This is a genomic window from Paenarthrobacter sp. Y-19 (genome assembly GCF_029223985.1).
Lineage (GTDB): Bacteria > Actinomycetota > Actinomycetes > Actinomycetales > Micrococcaceae > Arthrobacter > Arthrobacter nicotinovorans.
Genome location: NZ_CP119414.1, coordinates 4,219,249 through 4,245,619 on the forward strand (window position 1 = coordinate 4,219,249; position 26,371 = coordinate 4,245,619).

The 26,371-nt window shown below is 61.5% G+C and carries 25 protein-coding genes; 7 read left to right on the forward strand and 18 right to left on the reverse strand.

Going from position 1 to position 26,371, the window contains the following annotated elements; genetic code table 11:
• Nucleotides 1-2 precede the first annotated feature (2 nt).
• Nucleotides 3-245: a DUF2630 family protein gene (locus tag PYR64_RS19860; RefSeq protein ID WP_018778415.1), complete on the reverse strand. Its 243-nt coding sequence runs from the start codon at nt 243-245 to the stop codon at nt 3-5.
• Between the two features lie 95 nt (nt 246-340).
• Here PYR64_RS19860 and PYR64_RS19865 point away from each other — a divergent pair, with 95 nt between their 5' ends.
• Nucleotides 341-784 carry a YdeI/OmpD-associated family protein gene (locus PYR64_RS19865; protein ID WP_055976629.1) on the forward strand — a complete coding sequence of 148 codons (444 nt, stop codon included), beginning with the start codon at nt 341-343 and terminating at the stop codon, nt 782-784.
• Between the two features lie 329 nt (nt 785-1,113).
• Here the strand turns inward: PYR64_RS19865 and PYR64_RS19870 are convergent, their stop codons facing one another.
• Both PYR64_RS19870 and PYR64_RS19875 read right to left on the reverse strand, forming a co-directional pair.
• Entirely contained in the window at nt 1,114-2,235 is a 1,122-nt protein-coding gene (locus PYR64_RS19870) for a VanZ family protein (protein ID WP_275777196.1), read from the reverse strand.
• 336 nt (nt 2,236-2,571) lie between these two features.
• The gene (locus tag PYR64_RS19875; RefSeq protein ID WP_275777198.1) at nt 2,572-3,831 is read right to left on the reverse strand and encodes an MFS transporter; all 1,260 of its coding nucleotides are present in this window, start codon (nt 3,829-3,831) and stop codon (nt 2,572-2,574) included.
• Between the two features lie 55 nt (nt 3,832-3,886).
• On the opposite strand from PYR64_RS19875, the gene PYR64_RS19880 reads away from it, so the two are divergent.
• Nucleotides 3,887-4,840 carry a DUF5937 family protein gene (locus PYR64_RS19880; RefSeq protein ID WP_275777200.1) on the forward strand — a complete coding sequence of 318 codons (954 nt, stop codon included), beginning with the start codon at nt 3,887-3,889 and terminating at the stop codon, nt 4,838-4,840.
• Between the two features lie 50 nt (nt 4,841-4,890).
• Here the strand turns inward: PYR64_RS19880 and PYR64_RS19885 are convergent, their stop codons facing one another.
• From PYR64_RS19885 to PYR64_RS19895, 3 genes are all read right to left on the reverse strand, one after another.
• On the reverse strand, nt 4,891-5,442 hold the full coding sequence (locus tag PYR64_RS19885) for a dihydrofolate reductase family protein (protein ID WP_275777202.1): 552 nt from the start codon (nt 5,440-5,442) through the stop codon (nt 4,891-4,893).
• Nucleotides 5,443-5,453: 11 nt separating this feature from the next.
• The gene (locus PYR64_RS19890) at nt 5,454-5,789 is read right to left on the reverse strand and encodes a hypothetical protein (protein ID WP_079582011.1); all 336 of its coding nucleotides are present in this window, start codon (nt 5,787-5,789) and stop codon (nt 5,454-5,456) included.
• 664 nt (nt 5,790-6,453) lie between these two features.
• Complete coding sequence (locus PYR64_RS19895) at nt 6,454-7,092, reverse strand: VCBS repeat-containing protein (RefSeq protein WP_345799347.1); 639 nt, start codon at nt 7,090-7,092, stop codon at nt 6,454-6,456.
• Nucleotides 7,093-7,567: 475 nt separating this feature from the next.
• Here PYR64_RS19895 and PYR64_RS19900 point away from each other — a divergent pair, with 475 nt between their 5' ends.
• A complete protein-coding gene (locus tag PYR64_RS19900) occupies nt 7,568-8,344 on the forward strand; it encodes a hypothetical protein (RefSeq protein WP_275777206.1) in 777 nt (258 codons plus the stop codon).
• Nucleotides 8,345-8,866: 522 nt separating this feature from the next.
• On the forward strand, nt 8,867-9,745 hold the full coding sequence (locus PYR64_RS19905) for a VanW family protein (RefSeq protein ID WP_275777208.1): 879 nt from the start codon (nt 8,867-8,869) through the stop codon (nt 9,743-9,745).
• 768 nt (nt 9,746-10,513) lie between these two features.
• On the opposite strand, the gene PYR64_RS19910 is transcribed toward PYR64_RS19905, so the two are convergent.
• On the reverse strand, nt 10,514-10,930 hold the full coding sequence (locus tag PYR64_RS19910) for a hypothetical protein (protein ID WP_275777210.1): 417 nt from the start codon (nt 10,928-10,930) through the stop codon (nt 10,514-10,516).
• 485 nt (nt 10,931-11,415) lie between these two features.
• On the opposite strand from PYR64_RS19910, the gene PYR64_RS19915 reads away from it, so the two are divergent.
• Together PYR64_RS19915 and PYR64_RS19920 are read left to right on the forward strand one after the other, a co-directional pair.
• Complete coding sequence (locus PYR64_RS19915; protein WP_275777211.1) at nt 11,416-11,994, forward strand: hypothetical protein; 579 nt, start codon at nt 11,416-11,418, stop codon at nt 11,992-11,994.
• A gap of 188 nt (nt 11,995-12,182) precedes the next feature.
• Nucleotides 12,183-12,428: an SOS response-associated peptidase family protein gene (locus PYR64_RS19920; protein WP_275780015.1), complete on the forward strand. Its 246-nt coding sequence runs from the start codon at nt 12,183-12,185 to the stop codon at nt 12,426-12,428.
• 392 nt (nt 12,429-12,820) lie between these two features.
• Here the strand turns inward: PYR64_RS19920 and PYR64_RS19925 are convergent, their stop codons facing one another.
• The 10 genes from PYR64_RS19925 to opgC all read right to left on the reverse strand — a co-directional run bounded on the left by PYR64_RS19925 (nt 12,821) and on the right by opgC (nt 24,983).
• The gene (locus PYR64_RS19925; RefSeq protein WP_275777213.1) at nt 12,821-14,614 is read right to left on the reverse strand and encodes an alpha/beta fold hydrolase; all 1,794 of its coding nucleotides are present in this window, start codon (nt 14,612-14,614) and stop codon (nt 12,821-12,823) included.
• Nucleotides 14,615-14,998: 384 nt separating this feature from the next.
• A complete protein-coding gene (locus PYR64_RS19930) occupies nt 14,999-15,565 on the reverse strand; it encodes a type 1 glutamine amidotransferase domain-containing protein (RefSeq protein ID WP_018778399.1) in 567 nt (188 codons plus the stop codon).
• Nucleotides 15,566-15,808: 243 nt separating this feature from the next.
• Nucleotides 15,809-16,606 (reverse strand): ABC transporter permease, encoded by a 798-nt coding sequence (locus tag PYR64_RS19935; RefSeq protein ID WP_275777216.1) that lies wholly within the window; start codon nt 16,604-16,606, stop codon nt 15,809-15,811.
• Complete coding sequence (locus PYR64_RS19940) at nt 16,603-17,301, reverse strand: ATP-binding cassette domain-containing protein (protein WP_275777217.1); 699 nt, start codon at nt 17,299-17,301, stop codon at nt 16,603-16,605. The genes PYR64_RS19935 and PYR64_RS19940 overlap by 4 nt, the downstream gene beginning before the upstream one ends.
• 47 nt (nt 17,302-17,348) lie before the next feature.
• Complete coding sequence (locus PYR64_RS19945) at nt 17,349-18,170, reverse strand: hypothetical protein (RefSeq protein WP_275777219.1); 822 nt, start codon at nt 18,168-18,170, stop codon at nt 17,349-17,351.
• Nucleotides 18,171-18,252: 82 nt separating this feature from the next.
• Entirely contained in the window at nt 18,253-18,906 is a 654-nt protein-coding gene (locus tag PYR64_RS19950; protein ID WP_275777221.1) for a response regulator transcription factor, read from the reverse strand.
• A complete protein-coding gene (locus PYR64_RS19955) occupies nt 18,903-19,775 on the reverse strand; it encodes a sensor histidine kinase (protein WP_275777223.1) in 873 nt (290 codons plus the stop codon). Before PYR64_RS19955 ends, PYR64_RS19950 begins: the two co-directional genes overlap by 4 nt.
• A gap of 306 nt (nt 19,776-20,081) precedes the next feature.
• Complete coding sequence (locus PYR64_RS19960; RefSeq protein WP_156369827.1) at nt 20,082-20,444, reverse strand: hypothetical protein; 363 nt, start codon at nt 20,442-20,444, stop codon at nt 20,082-20,084.
• A gap of 625 nt (nt 20,445-21,069) precedes the next feature.
• A complete protein-coding gene (locus PYR64_RS19965; protein ID WP_018778387.1) occupies nt 21,070-22,425 on the reverse strand; it encodes a solute carrier family 23 protein in 1,356 nt (451 codons plus the stop codon).
• Between the two features lie 80 nt (nt 22,426-22,505).
• A complete protein-coding gene (gene opgC / locus PYR64_RS19970) occupies nt 22,506-24,983 on the reverse strand; it encodes an OpgC domain-containing protein (protein ID WP_275777226.1) in 2,478 nt (825 codons plus the stop codon).
• A gap of 206 nt (nt 24,984-25,189) precedes the next feature.
• Here opgC and PYR64_RS19975 point away from each other — a divergent pair, with 206 nt between their 5' ends.
• Nucleotides 25,190-25,795 (forward strand): malonic semialdehyde reductase, encoded by a 606-nt coding sequence (locus PYR64_RS19975; protein ID WP_018778385.1) that lies wholly within the window; start codon nt 25,190-25,192, stop codon nt 25,793-25,795.
• Nucleotides 25,796-25,895: 100 nt separating this feature from the next.
• Here PYR64_RS19975 and PYR64_RS19980 read toward each other — a convergent pair whose 3' ends face one another.
• A complete protein-coding gene (locus PYR64_RS19980; protein ID WP_275777229.1) occupies nt 25,896-26,357 on the reverse strand; it encodes a DUF3806 domain-containing protein in 462 nt (153 codons plus the stop codon).
• Between the last annotated feature and the right edge of the window lie 14 nt (nt 26,358-26,371).

The window sequence follows — 26,371 nt, forward strand, 5'->3', positions numbered from 1 at the left end:
ACTTACTGCCTGTAACCCTCGACTTCGCTGATCGGGCGGGCCTCGGCGTCGTCCGGGTTCTCCCCGGCATGCTTCTTGGCCCGGCGCTGCCGCAGCAAGTCCCAGCACTGGTCCAGCTGGGCTTCCAGCTGGGAGAGACGCGCGCGGCTGTCGTCACCGTCGGTCTCCGATCCCGCCGAGTCGCGCAGATGATGCTCTTCTTCCACCAATGCCTGGATTCGTTCCAGAAGATCCTGCTCGTCCATGGTCCTGCTCCTTGGGTTGGCTGTTCCGGGCGTTATGTGAAACCTAGTACTACTGACCGGGTGCGTCTACTGGCGGCTGACGGCATACTTGGGTCATGCAATTCACAACCACCATCGTGGGCGATGGAAACAAGGCCGGCATAGAGGTTCCCGCCGATGTCGTTGATGCGCTGGGGGCTGGGAAGAAGCCGCCCGTGGTGGTGACCATCAACGGCCAAAGCTATCGCAGCAGCATCGCGGTGATGGGTGGAAAGTACATGGTGGGCGTGAGCGCGGCGAACCGCGAGCTTACCGGCGCTGCTGCCGGTGACACGGTGGAGGTCGGCCTGGAGGTCGACACCCAGCCGCGTGTAGTGGAAGTCCCGGACGATCTCGCTGCAGCCCTGGATGCCGAACCCGAAGCCAAAGCCTTCTACGGGACGCTCAACTACAGTGCCCAGCGGCGTTATGTAGAACCGATCGGAGACGCCAGGACTGCTGAGACCCGCGCGCGACGTATCGCCAAAGTTGTCTCCGATCTGAAGGCCGGGAAAAAGTAGCCGGACGGTCCCGAAAGACAGTCCCGAAAAAAATAAAAAGAAAGTGACCTGGACCATGACACGTTCCATCAGGTGGCGCCACTACTAAGTAGTGACAGGTTGCAGAGCGCATTCCGGATGTAGAACAGCAGCCACGGCCTATGAGGTGTTGAGACCCCCTCCTCGGCCGGTCACGGCGCAACGATCCATGCCGCTTTTTGTCGGCGAGCTGGAGGTGCGCTCGTCCGCTTGCCCAAGTGGACAGTGTGGCCGGCCCGAAAGCAGACCCCCCCTCGAGCCGGCCACACGCACCTCGCGCACCAGCCGGCTGCCGAGGTGGCGTGCGGCCCCTAGGCGGGTCGAGGAGCTGGGCCAGCCACCCGGCGTCGTTTGATTTCACGCGAGTCAACCATCTCCGCACCCGTCAGGACGCCCGAAAGTCCCCGCGCTTTTGTCAGGGGAACCGCCACGAAGGCGGCCAGGAGCAGCAGGCCGGAGAGCGGACCGAACGCCGTTGCCGGTATCAGGGCAGTCAGGAACGACAACACAACATAGAGTCCGCCGGTGGTGCTGGCCCGGAGCAACGCCCGACGGCGGGTGGCCGGCCAATGCGGTTGCAGCCACACGGCGCGCTGGCCGAGTGATGCGCCGGAACCCACAAGCGCCGGCAGGTAGAACACCAGGAACCCGGGAACGAGATGCATGAGGACGAGGGAGACGGCGTCGTCCGCTCCGGGAAGGTCCGCACCGATCGCGAGCAACCCCACCCTGTAAATCACAACGAAGCCGAAGCCAAGGAACGTTAGCGCCACGTAGTCGATGATCATCCCGAGCCAGCGCCGCCGGACAGTGACGGGGCGGCTCTGGCCACGGGCTGCGCGGAGGTCGCGTCGTTGCGGCATGAACCAGAGGACCAAAGGCGCAATCATGGCACCGATCAGGGCACCCAGGGTGTTGGTGATGAGATCGTCGACATCGGCAAGGCGGTAGGCACAGTCGTAAATGCCCCACAAACCAGTGAATTGAGTCGCTTCGATGAGGCCCGAGGCGAGGGCGCCTGTCAGCGTAGAGACGGCAATGTTCCACGACAAGTAGCGGCGCGCGATCACACCCCAAGGAACGAAAAGCACCACGTTGAACACAACTTGCAACATGGCACGGCTGGTCAGTGTCCCCGTGATCCCCAAGCCCGAGGTCTCACGTTGGATATCGTCCAGGAATTGGAAGGGGAGCGCCTGGAAGGTGCTTCCGCCCGGGCCGCATTTCAACAGGGTGGGGTCAGGCAGGGGTAGCAGCGTGTAAGCCACCAGAGCAACGCCGTAGATGCTGAGCCCCGCGGCACCCAGAAACCGGCGCCACGTGAACCGGCCGTACATCCTGTACTGGACGGCCACGATCGGCACCATGAACACGCCAAAGAGGGCCACTCCTCCCAACACGCCCACGTACGCCGGCCAGACCCATTCCCCCATGATTCCCCTTCACTCGTTCCTTACATGGTTTCAGGGTGGGCGGCTCAATTCCTCCGTCTCCGTGGTGATGTTGCTCGCGGCGGTCTCGCCCCGAGGTTGGATTTTCGCGTAACGAAGCAGTGCTTTTGTGCACCTTAGTAGAAAGGAACGTGGCTTAGGGGGACAGTCAATGACGCAAGAGTCGTGCAGGAATGACCGGTGCTTGGAGGGGTGGATCTGGCCGCAAGTGGGCGAGTTTCCTGATGGGCAGTGTCCGGAATGCTCGGACGAGGAACCCCCGCCGGAACCAAGTGCGCAGCCCGCCGGTGGGCGGCGGCGGACCCTGCGCCCGCCCCGTTAGGCGAGTACCGCCGTCGTCGTGGCTTTCCGCGCTATCAGCGCTACGCCCGCCGCCGAGGCAACAAAGACCGCTCCCAGGATGACCCAACCCAGTGTGCCGTGTTCGACGACGGTAGCGGTCACCACGAGAGGTGCGAGCATGGCCCCCAGGGCGGATCCCATGCCGAACATTCCCTGGTAAGCGCCGGCCTGGAGTGGATCGGCGAGTTCGAAGCTGAGTCCCCATGCCCCCGCTTGCGAAAGGATCTCCGCCAACGAGTGCAGGAGGGCGGCACCGCACAGGAGAATGATGGCGGCGACCACCGGCACTCCGCCCGCCAGTGCGTAGAGCGCGCAAGCCGCGGCCATGAGCACCCCACCGGTCAGCACGATCTTCCCGGCACGGGCAGGATGGTCTGTGCCCCGGGAGAGCGGCACCTGCAGCAGGACGACGCACACAGTGTTGATGACCAGGACCACCGATATCAGCACATCCGGCGCGCTGGTGTCCTGTGAAATCCACAGTGGAACGCCCATCTCGGCGAGTCCGAACTGCATGCCGAAAATACCGGACAGCACCGTCAACAGAACGTAGCGGCGATCCTTGAAGGGGGAGATGCCACGCTTCGGCGCAGGGTTGGCGGGGTCGTGTCGCGGCGCGTCGACGCGGCTGGGAAGGCGGCGGAGGTGCAGCGCGCTGAGGACATAGACGACGCCGGCACTGATCATCATCACGCGGAACGCGTCGGCCGTCCCGGCCAGCAACGCCAATCCGGCGATCATGCCACCCGTCGCGATGCCCAGGTTTGTGATGGTGCGGAGGACAGCGCGGGCGTTGACGCGGTTCGGGCCATCGAAGGCACGCGCGATGATCGCTGAGCGCGTGGCGTTCGCGGCGCGGTCCACGCCCACCGTAATGCAGGCAATCACGACGGCGGTGCCGAAGTTCCCGGCGAACGTATAGCTTGCGATAGCGAGACCTTCGACGGCGACCATCACCACCAGCAGCCGGCGCGCGGATAAGTGGTCCGCAAGGCGGCCGCCAATGTACGACGTCGCGACGCCTACCCCGCTGGAAACAGAGAGGATGACGGCGATTTCCACGGCGCTGAGTCCGACGAAGCGGCTGAAGTACAGAACCGTCAGGGTAAGGAAGATGCCGCGACCCACCGTGGAGACCAGAATGGCCGAAGCGAGGATCTTAAGGCTGGGTTCGGAAAGGGCGGCGCGGAGGCCGTGCCGGGGAGGGGTAATGGTGTCTGCCGGAGTTTTGGTCACCCCCTAGTTCTGTCACCCGCCGGGGATGGCCGGTAGTGATGTAGCGTTATGCTTCATGTTGAAGTACGTACTGTCCGGCGCCGACCTGGGCGGGGTGCGCTTCGGCATCTCGCCCATGTGTGAACTGGGGCTCTCCCTGAGGGCCATCCGTGATCCCAGCCAGTACCCTCTTCAGCTGCCGTGGTTGCGCCGCACGGAGGAAGCCCGTTCCCGCCTGGATCTGGATGGTCTGCTGGCGCTGGTTGACCACCGGCTCTGGACGCCGGACTTCCTGAACCCCAGGCCTGATTCCCCTCTCACCAGGATCGACGACGAGTTCGCGGCATTGGAGGGGATTTCAGCAGAGCAGTTCCACGGCGACCTGATCCGGGTGCATGGCGAAGTGCCCGCAGTCTTTGCCGGACCCGTTGGCCCGGCGATCCGGCGCCTCGTGCAAATCCTCAAGGATTTTTGGGAAACGTGCTTCGCACCGCACTGGCTGCGCATGCGCACCATCCTGGAAGCAGACATCGTCTACCGCGGCAGGCAACTCGCCCAGGGCGGGCTGTTCACAATGCTCAACGACTTGTCCGGTGCCGTGGAATTCGACGGCCGGGTCATCTCCGTGCGGTTGAAGAACCCTGCGTCACGGACCGAGAAGACTGATGGCCTGGGGCTGACACTCGTACCCACCATGTTCACCCGCAGGGCCTCTGCTCCCGTGAACCACGGTGACCCGCCGATGCTGATGTACCCGGCCCGCGGTCAAGGAGCCATGTGGGAAGCGGAGCAAGTGAGAAGCCCTGCCGCTGTGGTGGCGCTGCTCGGCGAGGTCCGTACCAGCCTGTTGACGGCGCTCGCTGCGCCTGCCTCATCCACCGAGCTTGGAGTGCGCTTTGGCGTGACCACGTCCGCAGTCAATCAGCATCTCAGGGTGCTCCGGAATGCCGGGCTCGTGACTTCCACGCGCTACGGCCACAGTGTGCTCTACTTCCGGAGCGAGCTGGGCGCGGCGCTGCTGCTGGGGTGAGCGCTGAGGCGGGCCGACGACGGTAGCCGGCTGCCGCCGTCGAGCGTTCTCTAGTCCTTGCGCAGGCTGTAGGTGCTCACAACATTGCCTTTGCTGGTGCCGTACTGGTCCTCCAGAACGAGCCGGTTTTGGGGATCGCCGTCCTCGAAGAGGCGGCGGCCGCTGCCCGCCACCACCGGGTGCGTCATCAGGGTCAGCTCGTCCAGCAGGCCCGCAAACAGGAGTTGGCGGACCACCGAGATGCTGCCGCATACGGCGATCTCTCCGCCGTCGCGGTTCTTGAGATCGGTGATGAAGTCCTCCAACGGACCGTTGATGAGGTGCGAGTTCTGCCACTCCAGCGGTTCGGTCAGGGTCCGGGACGCCACGAATTTTTCGACAGGATTGATGAAGGCGGCGAAATCATCGTCCTGGGTGGCGTTTGGCCAGTATCCGGCCCACTCCTGGTAGCTGACCCGGCCCAGCACCGCGGTATCCACGGTGTTGATCATCTTGGTCAGGCCCTTGCCGAGGTCCTCGTCGAAGCTGTCGAACTGGAACTTGAACGGATCCTGGACCACGCCATCCACGGAGTGGAACAGTCCGGCGGTTACTTTTCGCATGCGTTCTCCTATTAGGCTGCCCGGCTTGCTGTCTGGAGTTTCCGGGAGGGCAGGGCGGTCACATTGCCGACGTTGCCGGGCGCAGTGTTGAGGCGGACAGGCACCTCATGGAGTTCAGCGTAGATCCTCAGTTGGTCCAGCGCATCTGCGTCGATCGTCGCTTCCGAAAGGTCCATTTCCACGCCGAGTCCGCCGCCCAGGCCCTTTGTCCGCTGAACCACGGGGTAAAGCCCCTGAAGGCTCGAGGTGGTGACGCGGCCCGTTGCTGCGATCTGGATCTGTTCGCCGTCTACGTCGACGCGAACAACTACGGAGAGCTTGTCGCTGGCCAATTTTCTGCCTTTCATCCTTGCTGCCACGCTGCAGCGCACCCCAGCGTATGTGCCAGGTGTGACCTGCGCAACATTACGACGGCGGGAGCTGGCACGGGTTTGGTCCCCAGCCAAGCCGCTTGGCCGGGTCCCTGCGTACCCGGAATGGGTGCGGGTTCGCTCGTGAGTCGGCGACCCAGCTGTCCCGGAAGTTGTCTTTGGGACAGCTGTTGGAAGGGGATGTTTTGGGACAACATGCGGGACGACAGTGTTACGCGGACGCTGGACTGGGATTTCATCATTGCTGGACTGTGTCTGAATGAGTGCCCAAAGCCGTCTGCACAACATGCACGTTAGAGGATGCCTCCAAGGGATCGGCGCGGCATCACGCGACATCCGGCATGCTGCCCCGACTGAATCCGCGACTCGGAAGTGTCCCACCGAGTGTGTCCCAGTTCCAAGAAAATGGGACAGGAAACTGTGTAGCGTTTCGGCAGCTTCACCGGGCATTTTTGCGGGCGAGTCTTACATGACCGCATCTGACTACGCGCGTCGCATGGGCAACACTTTGATCGCGGACTGGATCGATGCCTGGACGCAGCGACATACAACGAGTTAGCCAGAACATGTACGGTGATGGATCCTCCACCGGACGTCTACATCCCATGGCCTCGGATCCGGAAATGGGCACCACGTCCGGCTAGGACAGAAATAGGATCTCCGTCATGATGTTCCAGCCGCTGCCCACTTTCCTCGATGTGGGCCATGCGGATCCACCGCTGCCCTCGTAAAGGTACAAGTCGCCGATGGAGTCCCGGGCTATGATGTCGTTTTTTCCGTCCCCATTGAAGTCGCCGGGTCCAACAAGGGAGTTCATGGCGTTCCAGCCGGCGCCGGTCACGCTCTGTGGCAACCAGCCGCCGGTTCCGTTGCCGGGGTAGAGCCACAGGACACCGGAACTGTCGCGGCCCACGACATCAGCTGTGCCATCACTATTGAAATCACCGACACCGATGGCCTCCGACCCGAAGAACCAGCCATATCCCGCCCACGCTGAGTTCAGCCAACCGCCCTTTCCATCACCGCGCTCTATCCACATCCCGCCACGGTTGGAGACGGCTACGTCAACGAATCCGTCGCCTTGGAAGTCGCCGATCCCTAGGCTATTAGTCTGGTTATTCCAGCCGGCGGATACCTGCACACGTGGCATCCATCCCGCCGAGCCATTTCCGGGGTAAAGCCACAGGTCGCCGGCGCCATCACGGGCCAGAATGCCAGCCTTGCGGTCCCCGTTAAAGTCGTTCTTGACGACGTCCGACGCGGAAGTTGACGGAGCCAGATCCCGGTTCGCGCTGGCTGCGGCAGGCGCCCCCCGGTTCCCCGATCAGCTCCACGAGGGTTTACGCCACGACCACTAATGCGTAGGGCCACATGGCCGGTAGAGCCAGCGCCATGGAAGGAACCCAAACCTAAAGAGGGCTCCTCACAGTGGAGGTGTTCCCCAACAGAACTGATTCAATTGCACGTCCGGCAGCAGCGAACCGACGCCATCAGACTGCTGGGGCCAAAAATATACGTCCTACCGGGGCCAATCTAAGTTGACACAATCATTTGGCGTTTCCTCGCCGCTGCTTCAGCGACGCGCTTTCGTCATTTCGGGGGATTGCATGAGTCGAAACTGATCTCCGGGCAGTTCTTCCTTGTCACGGGTTCTCTGCCGGAGGAGACTTGAGGCGACGGCCTTCCATCTCGCGCCGCCCGCGGGGCCACCCGGCTGCGGGGCCTCACAGCACCCTGTAGTGGCTGGTGGATCAATGAGCTCCATGACACCCCTCGAAAAGGCCGGTCAGCGGTTGCGCCATCTCTTGGCCTTGGTGATTGTCGCCCTGATTGGATGTCTTTGCGGGTGCGAGTATGAGCCCGATAACGTCGCCCTCCCGTCCACCAATTCTCCAACTTTGGAGGCCCGCACGGCCCCGCCACTGCCGGACGGAAACGACCCCCGCCCGTTCCCGCCGCTGCCGGAGAGTGGAGACATTGACGCCGGCACATACCTCGTCCCCGTCGCCGGCCATACGGAACCTTTCGAGATCACCGTCCCAGACGGCTGGTTTGCTCTCGACGGCGGAAGCCTGGGCAAGGACGACCCGGATCACCCAGCTGAATGGGCCGTCCACATAACTCTTTTGCCTGTCAACTATGTGGCGATGGACGCATGCAAGTGGAGGGGCGCCCTTTCCGATGACGGTCCGTCGGCCGAGGCCTTCGTTGACGCGATGGCGGCGCAGTCGTCAACGGCAAGCACCCCTCCCGTCAAGGTCACGGTGGGCAACTACTCAGGCTTCGAGTTCGACCACTTCGTCGAGGCCAACGTGGACATGAACGCCTGCGACGGCGGTGAATTATGCATTTACTCAAGACATACACAAGCCTGCTCACGCTGGTACTCCACCCGGGGCGAACGCGAAACCTACCGGGTGGTCGACCTGAACGGCAAGCGGGCTGTCGTCGCGGTGGGCCGTATCGACGAATCAATCAATCCGGAGCTGATGAGAGAGGCACGCGCCGTCTTCGACTCGATCGTGTTCTAGTCCTACAAGTGACCAGCTGATCCGATAAGCGATCCCGCCCGCGGGCGCCGGCTCCTTCTCTGAACCCCCTCCATGTCTTATAACCGAGGTGCCTCGAATCCCTAACGTTCCGAGACAAATCAATGACGCGGATTGTGAACAGGAGTGCTGAACAAACGGGCACTTGTGCACAGGAGTACCGGCCAGTCACTGATCGCAACCCGTCTGCACAAACCCCAAAATTCAGCGGGATTTTGTGCAGTCGGCTTCTGAAAACGACAGATTCGGATGGGTGGGGGAGTGTTCCATTGCTGGTGTCCCACTTCTAAGGAACTGGGACGATCCCGGTCGGCACCTAAGGCACCTGCGCCGGCATCTGGTATCGCATGAACCTCAGGCGTTGGTTGGATGGCCCATGTTCCACTGGGTCAGGACGGACCGTTTCACCGATTACTCGATTTCTTCAAGCGTCTGGAAAGATAACCTTGACGCCGGGCGTTCCGGTTTGGCTTGCCCTGGGTGGGCGTTTTTACCGGGGGAACCATGGCACGAAAACTCTTCTGCGAACTTTCGCCGATCACGTACCGCATTTCTGTGCAGCGCATGATCCTGAACCGCAAATTGCGCGACCTGTTCTCTCCCACAGTCTTTGCGCGGCGCCAGCCGGAAGAGGTCCTTCCTGCGGTTGTCTACGGCCACAACTCACTGATCCGCCGCAAGCTGGGCAACGTGGACTTGCACCTCCAGGAAAATAAGGCGGTAAGTCTGGGGATCGCCGCGCCTCTGGTGAACTCTGTCGTCATACGTCCCGGCGAGACCTTTTCGTTCTGGAAGCTGGTAGGGAGTTGCACTGAAGCCAAGGGATACCGCGAGGGCCTGGTCATCAACCATGGCCGAGCCGATTCCGGAATTGGTGGCGGCCTGTGTCAATTCACGAACCTTCTGCATTGGATGGTCTTGCACAGCGAGCTGACTGTGGTGGAGCATCACCACCACGGGGACCTGGACTTGTTTCCGGACTTCAATCGTCAGATCCCGTTTGGTTCGGGCACTTCGATCATCTACAACTACTTGGACTACCGGGTTCGCAATGACACGGACCAGGCTTTCCAATTCCTAGTAAGTACCAACGACGAATACCTGTGTGGTGAACTTCGCGCCGAGAACGTCACGGATGTGAAATTCCACATCCGTGAAGAGGACGCCTACTTCTACGAGTCCGGGAATAAGGTTTACCGCCATAACCGGGTGATGAGGCTGACCCGGGACAAACGGACAGGTCTTGTGACCTCGAAGCAACAGATCATCGAGAACAACGCCTTGGTCGTTTACGACCGTTCCCTCATCAACGCCCCGGTGCTGCCAGCTCCGCTTCCTCCTGTTCCCATGCAGGACGACCGAGTGGCTCCAGCTCCCGCCTAAGCGGCCTACCAGGTCGGTGAACCCGACAGCGTCTCTCTTTTACGTCAACGGAGTCCCAGCTGCCGCGTTCCGTATCCAAGGAAGTGGGACACGTTGCTCTTGTCGCCTACTCCAGCATCAACACACAGGCTGCAGAGGCACCTCACCCAGACGAATACCGGTTGCGTCCGTGAACTCCACTCGTACAAGGACGCAGCCGGGTGCGTACACCTGGCGTGTGAAGGAGTTCTTTGCCTCGGGTGTTGCTTGCACATCTCCAGTGATATCCGGCGATGTGAAGCTAACTGAAGGGAGGCCCTCAGCAGGGCCTCGTTCGATGTACTTCGTGACCGTTGTTCCGCTGAGTTGGTTGCTGACGTGGACCCAGCTCGTTTCGCATCCAGGGGAGTGCAGTACGGTCACTAACGCGAACGGGGAAGGCTCTGAGGCCCTGGCAATGGGGATACTCTTCAGCGTTATGGCATCTACGGAGCAACCAGCTTGTGGGTAGGTGCCGTCCAAACGGGTTTGTACGGGTGGGGGAACCGAACGACTCCCGATCCCAAGCTGAGGTCCGAAGAACTGCAGGGCAAATGTCGCCACAGCCACGAGTAGGGCACCTACGGTGGCTATTGCTGCAATGGTGCCTAATGAGAAATGTCCTCGGAGAAAGCCCACGGCGTCTCGACCTCGGCCAGGCTGGATCTTGACGTCAATGAGGTTCCGGTCATTCCACGCCCACTTAGGTCGTCCGTCGAGCAGCACCGTTGTTTGGGCGGGGCGGCCTTTCTATAACAGAGCAGGACCGAAAAGGACGTTATCGCCTTCGGCCCGGAACAACCCAGCCGGGTTTACTCTACCCAGATCGGCTTCAGGATCGTCACTCAGCAGAGCGATAATAGGCGCGCCACATTCGAGGATGAGTGGTTTTCCGGCATCAAATCTGCTGCTCTGGATATCCGCTCGTCCAGTTGATTCAGGAGTGACAATCAGCACGTAGGGGTTCTGCACAACGTTGCCGGAGTGTTGGACCACGAGCTTGTCCCAACCGCTGCCTTGCCCGAGCTTGTTTACTATTGGGGCGGCCCTGACGTCTGCGGATATCCGTGATTTGGGGTTGCTGCGCCTGTACTGCAGTGCCGTAATTACTGCCCCAACGAGTGTCACGACACCAGCGACTAGTGCGATCAGGTCCGAATTGCTCATGTGCAAATAAAACCATGGCACCTGAACGCCGATGGAACCGCCGGACCGATGCTTGCCAACTTAGTAACGGTGAGGTCGTTGCCGACGAACGTCCCAAAGTGCGCACAAGCGTCCTTTGCACGCATCAATGAGTGCCGCTCAACGAGGGTGGCTCCCAAGCCAGACAAAACGGGATAGCCTTTGCGCTCATGAGAACATGTGTCTTCTGCGGTGGGTTTCCTTTGACGGTGGAACACGTCTTTCCCCAGTAGTTACGGCAATTTGCCGCTCCTCAGGCCTTCATTCAACGCAAGGGCTCCTACCAGGCTCCTTTCCGTCAGACGGTCGTGAGGAAGAACTCTCAAGGAACCTATGTCAAGGTCGATGAAGCTCGGGGTACGAGGACGCCGAACGTCCACGAGGTAAGAGTAAAGAGCGTCTGCGCTGCTTGCAACAACGGCTGGATGTCGAGACTGGAGACTTCAGTCAAACCGATCCTAAGAAAGATGGCCAAGAAGACACCTCCCATGCCGCACTTGGTGTCCCCTGAAGGAAAGCTTTATCTGGCGGCGTGGGTATATAAGTGCCTTCTTATGTATGACCAGTACCTTCCTGTCGAGGACAGGGTCTTCGTGGACGAAGATTTCACTTCCTTCATGAAGACCCGCCGGCCACCTTCGTCCGCACGCATCTATATGGGGATTACAAACTCCCCATGGTCCACCGTTTCAATCTGGCACCAACCCCATCGTTTGGTCTTGGACGCAGGCACGGACCCCCAAGCGGCACTGGCCCAACCAAACAACACAGCGAGTTCTTTCCTTGGAATAGAGGGCATCTATTTCATCCAGCAGTACTTCAAACCAGATCTTCCCTGGAATGCCGATAACCGCTATATCTGGCTTGACGCACAACGAGGAGTCGATGCCACTCCCGCAAAGCTGATCTGGCCAGCGGACAACAAGCCTCTCAATTGGCCACCTCCCTTGACCCCATTCCTGAAAACGGAGGCTGCCAGACTAGCGCTCTACCAAGTGATTGGATCCCTGCGTGACCTCGCGGATTGGGAAAAGCCGCTCGAATGAGCGCCACGGCAAGAGAAGAATCAGCGAGGTAATGATTGAGTATGGGTACCAACGCGGGACACCACACCTCAGGACAGCGACCGCGAGCTCCGTCATGGGAGGGGGAGCTGCGCGAGGTCCTCAAGAAGTACCCGGGCGCCGGCCCGCGGCTGGCCACGCTTTGAAGGTTTTGTGGGCAGAATGGGCTCATTTGCGGCAGATACGTGATGTCCAAAGCAACGAGCGATCTTCTGAGCCATTTCGAGGCCAAGGAGGTTGAAGGCAACCCTCCTGGGCCGAGCTGGAACGTCGCCCCGACCCAGATTGTGCCAATCGTGGCCGAACGACTGGACGAGGGAGCCCTTGACCGGCGGCTGTTGATCGCAAAGTGCGGCCTGGTCCCGTCCTGGGCCAAGGATGCGAAGATCGGCTCCAAACTTCCCTGCACTAACTGACCCCATCAGCTGCTGGGCAGCGTCCCACTCTTGGCTGTTCCACTTCCAAGGAAGTGGGACAGCGTCCTTCGGTTCCTAAGTGCCACCAGCCTGTGGACCGACGGTGCTCCATTTTGTTGTGGCTTTGGCGGTTGACATCCGGCGTTTGGGTTGCGGTGTTCGTTTACTCGCCCGTTTGAGAGTTAGTGGCTGTTCGGTTGCGGGTCCAGTCCGGAGGCCCACACTCGTCCGTTGATGGCCAGTTCACGCAAGTCAACATCACCCCAGCATCCCCTGAACTGGCTTTGAAATATGTAGCCAGTTTGAAACTCTGGCTACCTTTCAGGTCAGAGCTCGTTGGTGGATCTCAATCGGCATGTGTATTTCTAAACAGCTGGACCCGGGCGCCCTGTTCACCCGACGGATTGCTTGATGAGTGTGACGAGTGGATCTATATGAGTCAGCTGCGGATGGTGCCCTGCGCCCGGCATCGAGACGAGCTCAACGTTCGGAAGTGATTCGAGCTGCCCAACCATGCCCGGGGCGATTGGGTCCTCGCTTCCCGTAATGATGCGGACCGGGCCGGTGAATCGCCCCAGGGCCTCCTGGAGTTCGCTACGCCACTGTTTCGATCCGGCAAGGGCGAGTTGCCTGGCCACCTTCTTGGCGCTGCTTCGTTTGATGTCACTGAGGCTGGACTGGAGAGCAGCCGCGTTCGCTTCTGATCCGGTCAGTTGGCGCGACAGCCGTGCCGGATTGGTGTGTCGCAGGTAGGTGGATACGAGCGGCCGAAGCCCGGCTGGGACGCCCGTTGGGGTTTGGAGGAAGAACGGTGCGACCAGTGTCAGGGATTTGACCCGCTCCGGGAACCGGTCCGCCGCGACCACTGCCGCAGCCGCGCCGATGGAATGGCCGATGAGGTCAGCAGGTTCACCGCCCAGCACATCGGGAAGCCACTGCTCCCAGTCCTGAATGCCTGTTCCTCCGCTGAGGCCGAGTCCGGGAAGGTCGACGACGCGCGCGCCGACACCCGAAGCGACGCCGGCCCATGTGTCCGCGTTGACCGGCAAGCCGGGAAGGACCACCCGGCTGGATCCGGCTACTCCGAGCTCGAATGTCCTTACACCGCCGGCGTCGACGAATCGGCGGCCGTCAGCCATGCCGTCGCCAAACCGGTGTGCGGCCAAGTAGTCGGCCCACCGTTCCAGGGACACCAGTACGTCCGGCATCTGTATCCCGTGTCTGTCTGCGAACTCGATGGCTGACTCTGTCGGATAGCGGTCGGCGGACATGAAGGAGAGTGTCTCGGGATCCGCCCTGGTGATCCGCTGCGGGAGTCGCTTGATGACGCCGACCGGCATCCGTACCCGCGGAACCTTGACTCCGAGGTGCCGCCCGACGTGGGTGAGCAGGTCAGCCAGCGGCGGGGTAGCGTCGTCGAGAACCCAATAAGCCTTGCCCGCAGCAGTGGGATCGACCGCTGCTGCGGTCATGAAGGCAGCCAAGTAGTCGACCGTGACGACCGGGAGGAACGTCGATCCGTTTCCGGGCAGTGCGGCTACGGCTCCCTCCCAGACTTGCGCGATGGTGGTAGCCAGGCCGATGAGCTGGTCGGACTCCCCGGTCACGCTGTCGCCGATCAGGCTGGACGGATTGACGATCGTCCAGGGGACTCCGTGCTCCAAGGCACGTGCTTGGAAGATGGCGTCGGATTCCACTTTCGAAGCCTCGTAGGCGCCAAGTTCCTTGTAAACCGCGATGCGGTGGTCATCTGACCACGGGACAGTGGCGGGGTCCTGTCCGCCCACCCGGTAGCCCGACACGTGGACGACGCGCTGCAGATTGGGGAGGTCCTTTGCGAAGTCGATCAGTTTCTCGACGATGCCAACATTTGCGCTGCGTGCCTCCTGGGCGGTCATCCCGAATCGGTAGGTCCCGGCGCAGTTGTGGATCTCGGTGATGAACGGCAATGTCGATGGTCCACCCGCGACGATCCCGGGAGCATCGAAGTCGACGATCGTCGTCCTGATGCTACGTTCCAGGCCATGCTCCCTGACCCATCGCTCCACGCGCGCTCCGGACTCGGCGGTCCGGACTGCCGCTGTCACGTTCGCGCCAGCCTTTGCAAGGGTCAGGACGAGGTGCCGGCCGACCATTCCCGAGGCCCCGAAGACCAGGGCGTTGCGGGAGTCTGCGTGGGGTGTCATCGCGTCCTCCCGGCGGTCTGGCAACGCTGGTTGACAAGCTCCACTACCGCACCAGCAGCCGCAGCAAGGGGTTGGGTGCTCTGCGTGGTGCGAGAGGCTATGGTCGCAGTCTCCGCCGATGGCACAAGAACGGCCACCGGCGGCCGCGCGTCTTCGGCGTCAACACCGCTGGTCTGGACGGGCTGGAGCAGGGGCTCTGTGAGCCGTTCTCTTGTCAGGGTTCCTTTGGATGGCATAAAGAAATAATAGACCAGTCTATATATTTTACAAATCACTCAAGTGCCCGGGCGAACGAGGCCTGCCTGGCAGTTAAACGCAAGTGCCGCCGTCGTACTTCTTGTGAAAGTACGACGGCGGCACTCGCCTTAAGGACGCTGGTGGCCGCTAAGCCGTCTGGCCGGCGTGCTGGCCTTCCGAGATCTCTTCAACAACCTTGGCGTTGAAGGCGGGGAGGTCGTCCGGGTTGCGGCTGGTGACCAGTCCCTGGTCGCACACCACTTCTTCATCGCTCCAGTTGGCGCCAGCGTTCTTCAGATCCGTCTGGAGCGTGTGGTACGAGGTGACGTTGCGGCCCTTGATCACCCCGGCTTCGATGAGGATCCACGGTCCGTGGCAGATCGATGCCACTGGCTTGTGCTGCTCAAAGAAGGAGCGCGTGAAGTTCTGGGCGTCCTTGTCCACGCGGAGATTGTCCGCGTTGACGACGCCGCCCGGGAGAACCAGGGCGTCGAAGTCGGAGGCGTTGGCGTCCGCAACTGCGAGATCGACGTCGAACGTGTCGCCCTTGTCCACGCCGTTGAAACCCTGGAGCTTGCCTTTGTCGAGGGCTACCAGGGTGGGCTCGCCTCCGGCGTCCTTGATGGCCTGCCACGGGCTGGTGAGTTCCACCTGCTCCACGCCGTCCGTCAAAAGGAATGCGACCTTCTTGCCTGCGATGTTGTGTTCTGACATTGTTCCTCCTCTTGTTCGGCTGCTTTTTGGGCATGTGCCGGTGCTGCGAGAGTTGTTTGTCTGACCTGAACCAGCCTAGGGAAGGATGCTTTAGTAAGCAAGCTGACTATTTCGATGGGTTGGTGAACATACGCATAACCGGACATATTCAGTCGCAGCGAAAACCGGCCTCGTACGTCGCTAAGCCAAGCCCGACGGCGGTCCCCGCCTCAGTCTGAGGTGAGGACCGCCGTCGTGGTTCAGCTATCCGCGGGCGTCCCGCGTGCTGAACTTGAACCCTGCAAAACCCACGAGGCCGGCTGTCCAGGTGAAGGTAACTATCGCAGCGGTGGGAGTACCCAGGTCCGCGGACGGGTACGACCCTGTCACCAAGCCGGGATCAAACAGCAGGACCCCGGCCACGGTGGGCAGGTAGGCAAAAGCCGGAGTCAGCAAGAGCAACATCAACGACAGTTGCGACACTACAATCAGCGCAAACAGCGGTATTAGCGTCTGCTTGAGCAAGATGCCCAGCGCGAACCCAATGAGGGCTATGGCATCCCAGAAAGCGATGGCACCAACCCAGCGGAGAACGAGGCTTGCCGGAATGGTTCCGTTGACGACGGAAAGTTCGCCGAGACCGGATTGGGACAGCAGGCTCAGCAGCGGGATGGTCACCAGACCCAGCAGCGTGACAAACACGGTCAACGCAGAGCATTTTGCCACGTAGAGGCGCTCGCGGTTCGGCGCGGCCACCAGGCTTGTCCGCAGTTGGCCCGACACGTACTCACTCGATGCGGAAATGACGCCGATAACGATGATTCCAATCAGTCCCAGTGCAACCCAGTCAAAGCCCACCGTCTCCGGACTCGCCCCTGGGGCCAGGCCGGGGTCATTCGTTCGGAGCGCTTCCCCCACCGGACCCGCCTGGGACCACCCGACGAGCACGACGATGAGCCACGTCAGGGCGGCAGTGATCCACACGGACCTTAACGTGACGAGCTTGGTGAGTTCGGCGCGGAACAGACTGGGCGTTCGGGCAGTGTCGACGAGTGTAGTCATGCGGCGTTTCCCTTAGCTGCGTTGCCGGTCCAGTCAAAGTAGGCGGCTTCCAAGTCATGGTGACCGGCTACCAGATCAACGACGTTTCCGGACTGGACGATGCGGCCACCGGATATGACGACGACATGGTCAGCTACGTGCTGGACCTCGTTAATGAGATGGCTGGAGATAAGGACAGTCTTGCCGTTGGACGCGAGGGTTCTCAGAAGCCCCCGGATCCAGCGGATACCTTCGGGATCCAAGCCGTTGGTCGGCTCATCGAGAACAATAATGCGTGGATCGCCGAGGAGGGCCGCGGCGATCCCCAGCCGTTGACCCATCCCCAGTGAGTACGCTCCTACGCGTTTCCGGGCGGCGTCCGAAAGTCCGACGAGCTCCAGGACTTCACCGATCCTCGAATGCGGGATGCCATTGGACTGAGCCAGCCAAGTGAGATGGGCCTTGGCTGTGCGACCCTTGTGGGCTCCTGAGCCATCGAACTGAGCTCCAACGGTCCAGAGGGGGGCGATGAGGTCCCGGTAAGGCTTTCCTTCGATGAGCGCGGACCCGCTGTCCGCCCGGTCGAGGCCGAGAAGCAGACGGAAAGTGGTCGACTTGCCAGCCCCGTTCGGGCCGAGAAAAGCGGTGACTTTCCCGGGCTCGGCCGTCAGTGAGACGTCGATAATTCCGTCCGACTGCCCGTATTTCTTGCTCAAATTCTTAATCTCGATCATTGTCTGATCTCCTCGGTAGTCGATGTCACTTAGCGGCGAACTGGTTGGCGGCGGAACAGAACAAGAGCAGCGACCAACGCTGCGACCACCCACACCACGACGAGCAATCCGCCCGTCGCAGGTCCCAAATCGCCCGGCGCGGAAGGTGGCAGTTGGTAGAGCTGGGCGCCCGCCTGATCCGGCAGGAACTTGGCCAGGGGGGTGATGTTCACCATGTAGGTGGAGACAATGAGGGCCATCGCCAAGACCGTGCCCATGGCCGCCAATCCGCTGCGAAGGACCACCGACACGGCGTAGGTGAACAGGGCGATGAGTATCCAGTAAAGGACCACGCCCCATAGGATTCCTGATGCCGCTTGTGGAGTTGCTGCTATCCGGCTGCCCTCGGCGGTGCAGTCGATGACCGCGCAACGAATACCTGCCGACCCAAATACGCTCAGGACAGCCGTGACGAAAACGGCAACGACAATCACGATCGCTTTGGCCGCCAACACGGCACTGCGCTGCGGGAGGCTGATCAAGGTGCTACGAAGCGAGCCGCTGTCCGACTCCTGGTGCATCGACCACGCAGCAAGAAGGATGACCCCTATTTGTCCATAGTGAAGGATGACCAGAAAGGCCGTACCTCCCTCAAGGCCAGCTGCCTCCTCCGGCCTCCCTGCCTTATGGGCAGCGTCGATCAGGTTTGTCAGTATCCAGGAAAGAAGCACCGTGAGCAGCACCGTTCCCGCCATGGTGTTGAGGCAAAGACGCAGCGTCAGGAGCTTGGTGGTCTCGGCCCTGACGGCGCGGGCCATGGTGGTTCGTAACCCCGGCCGCACGTCGAGGGTCGCTGTGGAAGATGCTGGCATGACTCAAGTCAATCCGGGCCGGCATCGCTTGTCTGTCTGCAGGTGTTGACAGTCGTGGCACGCTCTTGGGCGGGGGAAGACTTTAGATGGGTGTAGGGCCCACCAGGCCGCCTTCGTAGGCGATGACAACAAGTTGGGCTCTGTCCCGCGCGTCCAGTTTTGTCAGGATTCTACTCACATAGGTCCGCACCGTGGTTCGCGTGAGAAACAGGGCAGCCGCTATTTCGTTGTTGGAGGCGCCTTGTCCGATGAGGGTCAAGGTTTCGCGTTCGCGGACTGTCAGTTCGCTGATGCGGTCGTGTGCGGCCGGGCTCTGGGTGAAGCGGTCTATGAGGCGGCGGGTGATCTCCGGGGCGAGGAGGGCGTTACCTTCATGTGCGGTCCGGATTGCCTTGAGGATGTCCGGCAGCGGCGCATTCTTGAGGAGAAAGCCGGAGGCGCCCTGTCGGAGAGCTTGGTACACGTAATCGTCCATATCGAAGGTGGTCAGCATGACCAACCGGGTGCTGGATTTCCGGGAGGCCAGAACGCCTGCAGCTTCAAGGCCTGTCATCCGTGGCATTCGAACATCCATGAGGGCCACATCCGGTTGATGCTCCAAGATGGACTCCACGGCCTCCGCGCCGTCCACAGCCACGGCGGACACCGTCATGTCCGGCTCGTCGTCGATTAAGAGGCGCAGTGACGTCCTGATGTGAGCATCGTCGTCTGCGATGAGCACACTGATTTCATTCATCGGCTGTGCGCCCTCCCTGCAGTTCCCGGCAGTGAAACAGCCACACGGTATCCATTGGTCTCCCGTCCTGCTTCGAAGGTCCCGCCCAATAACTGAGCCCGTTCACGCATGCCTGTGAGTCCGTGACCGTTCTTGGAGGCCAAAGCCGCCCCCGGGCCGTCGTCGAGGACGCTGATCCGCAGGTCGTCGCCTTCAGTCCTGATGGTGATCCGGCAGGTTCCTGCTCCGGAATGCCGGATCACGTTCGTCAGGGCTTCCTGAATGATTCGATACGCGGTGGTTCGCTGCGCGGCCGGAAGATCGTGGGCACTTTCGTCGGCGTCGATCACGACAGATATACCGGCCCGTATGGCCGGCTGCGACAGCTCCCGCACCAATTCCGGAAGGCTTCCCGGCGGAGCGTCATCAGCCGTTTCGCTACGTTCCTGTCGCATCAACACCTGAAGTTGGCCCAACGCATCGCGGGCGTCGGACTCGATGCCCTGCAGTGCAGATCGCAGATCGTCGGGGGTGGACGACTTTACATGGGCCACGACGCCCGCCCGCACCCCAATCCCTCCCAGGGTGTGGGACAGTACGTCGTGGATATCCCGTGCGAGGCGAAGCCGTTCCTGCGCTCGGGCATTGCGCTCGGTTTCGCAACGCATGCGTTGGGTGCGAATTCCCAAAACCCATGCGGCCCCGATGATGACGGCGCCCAGGATGATGCCCCGGATGCTCGCTTCGGCGCCCTCCGCAGAGACCAGAAACAAGGACGCAAACAGAAGAATTTCCAGCGCGATCAGCCATGCAGGAAAGAGGCGTGTCCCGAATCGTTCCGCGGCAACGTACAGGCAGAGCCCTGTCACCAGGAAAGGATCCTCGGTCATTCCCAAGCTCCAGCCAACGGCCGTCACAACGCCGGTCCAAGCGGCAGCTAGCCAAGGAAACCTTGACCGAAGGCAGAGTCCCAGGACAACAAGGCCCCCCAAAGCCAGTTGGACCAGCCTGCCCGGTGATTCCGGCGGAACCACGGTGATCCAAAGCCCTGCCACCACGATGATGCCGACCAAGCCGTTCAGTAGAACGGGAATGATCGTTTCCCGGACTACGGAGAGGTGAACGTTTTCTGGATCAGCGCTTTGCGTCGTGCTCGGGTGTCGTTGGTTCATAGGCCATCTCATTTGTCAGGGCAGTCAGGGTTGGAGTTCCACGGGTAACTCAACCAGGTACTCACCCAGGAGGCCTGAAGCGATGACCATGCGGTACGTCGTTTGTTTCTTGATGGTCCGGTCGGCTTCCTCGGCGATCGAGTCGTCCACCACGAGTTGCCCGCACGAGGTGTCGAGCTTATAGGAGGTGCGGCTTCGGTTCTCATGGGAAATGACCACGTTCTCGGTGGTGCAGACCTTTTCAGATGTGGGCCGCAAAAGCTTCTCCACTGCGGGAGCGCCGAAGGACAAGGCTACAAGCGCCGCGAGGCAGATGAGGTAGGTCCGGACCGTAATCTGCGCCCGAGGCTTCGCCACGCGTGCCCTTCCTGATGGGTCTTCTTGCATGGCCTCAGCCTAGAGGTTTGAGCGTTCTCCCCGTCAACACGCAGAAATCAGATAATGACAGCCCTACGTCGACCTAACCCGCGAGACCAACTCCCCGCTGGCGCTATATGTCTCAGTCCAGCCCTTGCGGGTCGTTGCTGTGAATCCCAAGCCGGCCTCCCCAAAAGATGCCCAAGGATCTTCCTCATCATCGGGGCGCACGAGGGCCCCACTCGGTAGTAATACTGAAGTCATTTTCCGACCGGTGTCCCGGAGGATGACTGCACAACGGTCGGTGTCAGGCCATTCCGTGACAATACCGTCGTAGTACACGCATTCCAGGCTTGCAAGATAGCCCTCTTTGTCGACGAGACATAGCACCGACGATGGGACACCGGCGAGCCGAGCAAGTTCTTCGACCTCTGTAGGCATGAGGCAAAATTCCGGAGCGGCGGGCGCTTTCGCCCGGTCGACATGGAACTTGATTGAAGGGCAACCGCAAATGCAGTCCGGCTCGACTCCAAGAATGTGCATCGCTTGCTTCCGGAAGGCACCGACGCCCTCGAATTCGACGGAAAGAAACAGGTCGAGCACTTTCCGCTCAGCGTCGGTAATGGGTCGCATGCGGCGCCTCGCTTGCTACCGCCTACTTCCCTTTCTTCCCGCCCCGCTTGGCCGCAGCGTTCATCGCCGACTTCACCGCTGGCGGCAGCCCCGCCGTCTCGGTTTCCGGCTCGGCTACTGTTCCCCGCCAGCGGGCCAGTCCCTTCATGCCGTGGTAGATCACCAGCGCAGCAGCGGAGCCAAGGGCAATGCCCGTGAACTTCAGCTCACCGATGGTCCAGGTGTAGTCCGCGATGCCGATGATCAAGGCCACAGCAGCGGTGGTGAGGTTGATCGGGTTGGAGAAGTTGACCTTGTTTTGAACCCAGATCTTCACGCCAAGCACGCCGATCATGCCGTAGAGCATGGTCGCAGCACCGCCCAGGACACCCGGCGGGACGGTCGCGATCAGTTCGCCGAATTTCGGGGAGAAGCTCAGCAGGATGGCGAAGACACCGGCCACCCAGTAGGCCGCGGTCGAATAGACCTTGGTGGCCGCCATGACGCCGATGTTCTCCGCGTACGTCGTGGTACCGGAACCGCCGCCGAACCCGGCAAGTACCGTCGCGGCGCCGTCGGCCATCAGCGCGCGGCCGGAGACGCCGTCGAGGTTCTGGCCCGTCATCGCCGCCACTGACTTCACGTGCCCCACGTTCTCAGCCACCAGCACCAGCACCACCGGCACAAACAGACCCACTACGCCGATGTGGAATTCGGGCGTCTGGAAAAACGGCAAGCCAACCCAGGCTGCGGCATCCATCTTTTCGTAGCTGACCTCGCCGCGCATCATCGCCACGAGGTAGCCGACAACGACGCCCACCAGAATGCTCAGGCGCCCAAGGATGCCTCGGAACAGTACAGAAACCAGGATGATCGTCACCAGCGTGATGAGCGCGGTGACGGGCGCGAGGTCGAAGTTCGCCTTCGCCGCCGGAGCCAGGTTCAGGCCGATCAGCGCGACAATGGCGCCGGTGACGATCGGCGGCATGAGCCGGTTGATCCATTCGGCGCCGAACTTCTGGACCACCGCACCAATAAGCGCCAGTACGACGCCGGCAAGCACCACGCCGCCCAAGGCGCCGCCAACGCCGTACTGCTGCTGGGACGCCATGATCGGGGCGATGAACGCGAAGCTCGATCCCAGGTAGCTGGGCACTCGCCCCTTGGTGATCACCAGGAACAGCAGTGTTCCGATACCGGAAAAGAACAGCGTGGTGGCCGGCGGCATGCCCGTGATGATCGGGACCAGGAAAGTCGCGCCGAACATGGCAACCACGTGCTGCATGCCGATGCCGATGGTCAGGGGCCAGGCGAGCCGCTCATCGGGTGCCACCACGTGACCGGGGCGGATGGACTTGCCATTACCGTGGAGCTTCCATTTGGTGCCGAGCATGCTCATGGCGGAGCCTTCCTCAGAAGAGTATTGGGATTCGGTGCAACATTACCGCCAAAGTACCCGCGCCGCCCCGCTAAAGCTGCTTACCGTGGAACCAGCTTGAAGAGGAACTTCGTTTTCACCATGACCCACAGAATGGCGAGTAAAGCTGCGTACACGGCCGAGTTCAGCCAGAGGTTGCCGTCCCGCAGCGCCGGGATGTTGGCGATAGCCACGATGAAGAACACGTGCATGATGAACACGTACAGGGTGGCTTGGCCAAGAGGTATGAAGAACCAGCCAACAGCGCGTGAGAGCGGCCTCCAGAACGCACTCAGGAGGGCATAAAGGGCGATGGTAATGACGAGGACATTCACAACACGGCCCGGGCCCAGATAAGTGCGGCCGAAGAAGGTGTCGTAGAGGTACCTGAACGTGGTCTCCGGGATGAGGGCAAGGCGCACATCCAACTGGTTTGTCAGATAGGGTCCGCTCCACGAGAAAAGCGCGCAGGCTGCGGCCAGGAAAACGCACACGCCCAGAAGAATCCGCTGACGGGGATGGGCGAACCAGTCGATGATTCGTTGGCGGTGGAACCCCGCAGTCATGCCGAGGACGAACAGCAACTGCCATACGAGCAGGGGAAAGGAGTCCTCGAACTGCGAGGGAAGCAACCGGAACCGGAACACGGATCCACCGATGTAGAGCGCCAGACTGACCGTAAGCACCAGCCAGGTGAGTCCGCGGGACAGTGCCACCAGGATCAAAGGGCTGATCAACAACAGGATGACGTAGAGGCCCATGATGTTGAACTGCCACGGACCGACCTGCAACAACAGCAGGGCCGGAATCAGGCCCTGCGGGACCGGAAACTGCAGCAAACCTTCCATCCCGGCGTAAAGGTCATAGGTCGTTCCGGCGGCTGAATGCCCGGCTGCGCCTGTGCCTTGATCGGTGAAGGTGGTGACGGCAGCGGCGTTAATGAAGGGGAGCAGGCTCAGACCGTAGACAATCAGGACCACGGCCAGGGCGGTGAAGTAGAGCTTCCACGCCCGCTTGGTTGTCCCGTCCACCACGTCCCCCAGCTCCGTGGAGATGCGGGGCCCGTAGACCATGCCGAGCACCACCCCGGAGAGCATGACAAAGAGTTCCGCCCCGGAGACCACTCCGATGGTCTCCTGACTCAGCAGTTGGAAAACCGAGTTGATGCCCACGTGGTTGACCACCACGAAGACGATCGCCAGTCCGCGGAGCATGTCAATCCTGGCATCCCGCCTGCCGGAACCCGTGTACGACCACTTGTTGGGGGCCGCCCGCGATGACAGATGCCAGAGTGCCGCGACGGCCACGAGGACCGTTCCGGCGGTGGCCCATGCAGCCCATCCACGGATCACAGTGCCGGACTTCGCTTGCGGGATCTCAAGACCCGGAACGTCCTTCAGCCCCTTCTCGGTGACAGGACCGACCCTTAGGCCGGAGGTGTCCAAAGAGGTTCGGAATGGACCGGCCAGCAACGGTTGGGCGGTGGCGCGCCAGTCAATGGACACCTTGCTCTGATCGCGTGCATCGGTGGTTTCGTTCCAGACCACTGCCCGGACGGACCCATTCTCGGGCTGGGCCACCGACGCGAAGACCTGGTGCCACCACGTCTGCTTGACGTCAATCTCTGCGGCGCCGCCGGCTCCTGGCGAGTAGAAAGCCCCGGTTTCGATCAGCAGCGGCTTGTTCCGGGCTTGTACATAGGTGCCATAAAAATTGTCCGTTCCGGTGCCACCACTGGACGCGTGCAGGGAATCGTTGAACTCGTCGGCCGCAGGGAGGGTGTTCTGGGCGGAGCCTGCACCGGTGGTGTCGTGATAAATGGACAGGCCTATCCAGTCCACAACGTCATCGCCCGGGTAATAGGGGTCAAACGCGGAGTCGTCGAGGTCCCAGACGCCGTTAGCGTTGGTATCCAGCGAGGCCAAGGGGACGCCTTTGGGTGGCGTGGACGTGGCCGTCTGGAACGGGTAGTCCTTCTCCGCTGTCGGCGACCACACCATCACGGGATCTGGCAGGCTGCTCTTGAGCGCGGCAGCAACCCGGCCAAATGCTGCCCGGTATGCTTCGGGTTCCTGGCCCCAAGCCACCCATGGGGCGTTCATTTCCGGTGCGAAGCGGACGAAGACCTTGCCCCTGAAGCCGGCAGCCGCCGTCGTGATTTGACGCGCAAAAGTGGCCGCGGCGTCGTCGCTGACGTCCTGGAGGGAAATTCCGGGACGTACGGTGAGCAGCGCGTGGGAGCCTTGGCCGGCTACCTGGGAGAAGTAACCCTTGAGGTAATCCAGGCCGCCTTCGTCCATGGGCATGGATACGTTTTGTCCGTACAGGGCAGCTGGCTCGCCGAGGCGCTGGGCGTAGTCCGCAGCTGAGTCCTTGTCCCAGTCGAGCAAAGTTCCGAAGTAGCGCTGGCCGGGATCGTCGCCGTCGGCCGGTTGCCGGTCCAAGGCCCAAGCTTGCGTGGAGGGGAGCAGGAACGCCAGAAGCAGCAGGATAAGTACTGCCGGGGCCCGTCGAGGGGCCGCCAGGGGAAAGGTAGGCATCAGGCCCCTTCTGGTGTCGTCATTCCCACAGTTGAGACGCCAACCCACAACGGGCGCCGGCTCGTAAAAACGATGCTACCCATTTTCCCGCTGTGCCCAACGTCACGGGCCGTCATGGGAAGAGGACAGCGGAAGTTGAAGTTGCAACCATGGAAAGCAGAAGTGCCCGGCCAGCCCAGGGTCAGGGCCCAGCGAAAGGTTCACAAATGACGATTGCCCACGAAGAAGCAGTCATTGACGCCGCAGCAGTCGACGCCATTTTTGCCGAAGCCCGTACCGCCAACAGCTTCTCCGGTGAGGTCACCGAGGAGCAGGCCCGCGCCATCTACGAGCTCACCAAGTTCGGCCCCACCGCCTTCAACTCCCAGCCGCTCCGCGTGACGTACGTCCGCTCCGACGAAGCCCGGGCCAAGCTGGTAGACCACCTGTCCCGCGGCAACCAGGCGAAGACCGCCTCAGCTCCGCTGGTCGCCATCCTGTCTTACGACACCGACTGGCAGGGACAGTGGGACAAGTTCCTCCCCGAGTACGGCGCCCCCAAGGCAATGTACGACGCCGATCCCGCCTTCGCTGCCTCCACCGGCAACAACAACGCCCACCTCCAGGCCGGCTACTTCATCCTGGCCGTGCGCTCCCTCGGTTTCGCCGCGGGCCCGATGACCGGCGCTGACTTCGCCGCCATCGACGCCGAGTTCTTCCCGGCCGGCGACCAGAAGAGCTTCCTCGTGGTCAACATCGGACAGCCCGGCCCGGACGCCTGGGGCGAAGCCAAGCCGAAGTTCGCTTACGACGACGTCGTCCGCACCGTCTAGTCATCCCGGGGCCGTCGTCCAGGACACCCATAACGCCTGATGACGCAGAAACGGATTGAGGACACCCAAATTCAGGTGTCCTCAATCCGTTTGGGTGTCGCTAGTTGTTTTGCGCGGCGTTGGTACCACCAGATGCCGCCGCAAGCGCCCCCTGAATCCCCTGGACCAGGCCAGCTGCCTGTTGCGATATCCAGGTGCCCGGTTCCTCCGAGCGGGTGGGCCAGCGTTTGCCGATGAAGTTCATCGGATGCACCACAATGTTGCCGGTCTGGTGGTGCACTGTGGCTTCCGTTACGCCGTCCGGGTAGGTGCCCAGAACCCAACGAAGCCCGGGGACCTCCCTGATGAGGTGATCTCCAAGAGCTGCGCCCATGATGTTGATCATCGCGTTGGGATCGAAATCGGGCTCATCCTCGACATGGTTGACGGTCATCTGCCACAGGGCGTCGATGTACTCGAGATCAGTGCGGGGCTGATCCCTGTCAGGGCCGTCCACCGCCGAACCCACTTGCTGGAATGAACGGAGAAGATCCTGAATCCACTCTTCCTCCGCTGGGGACATCTCCTCGATCAGCG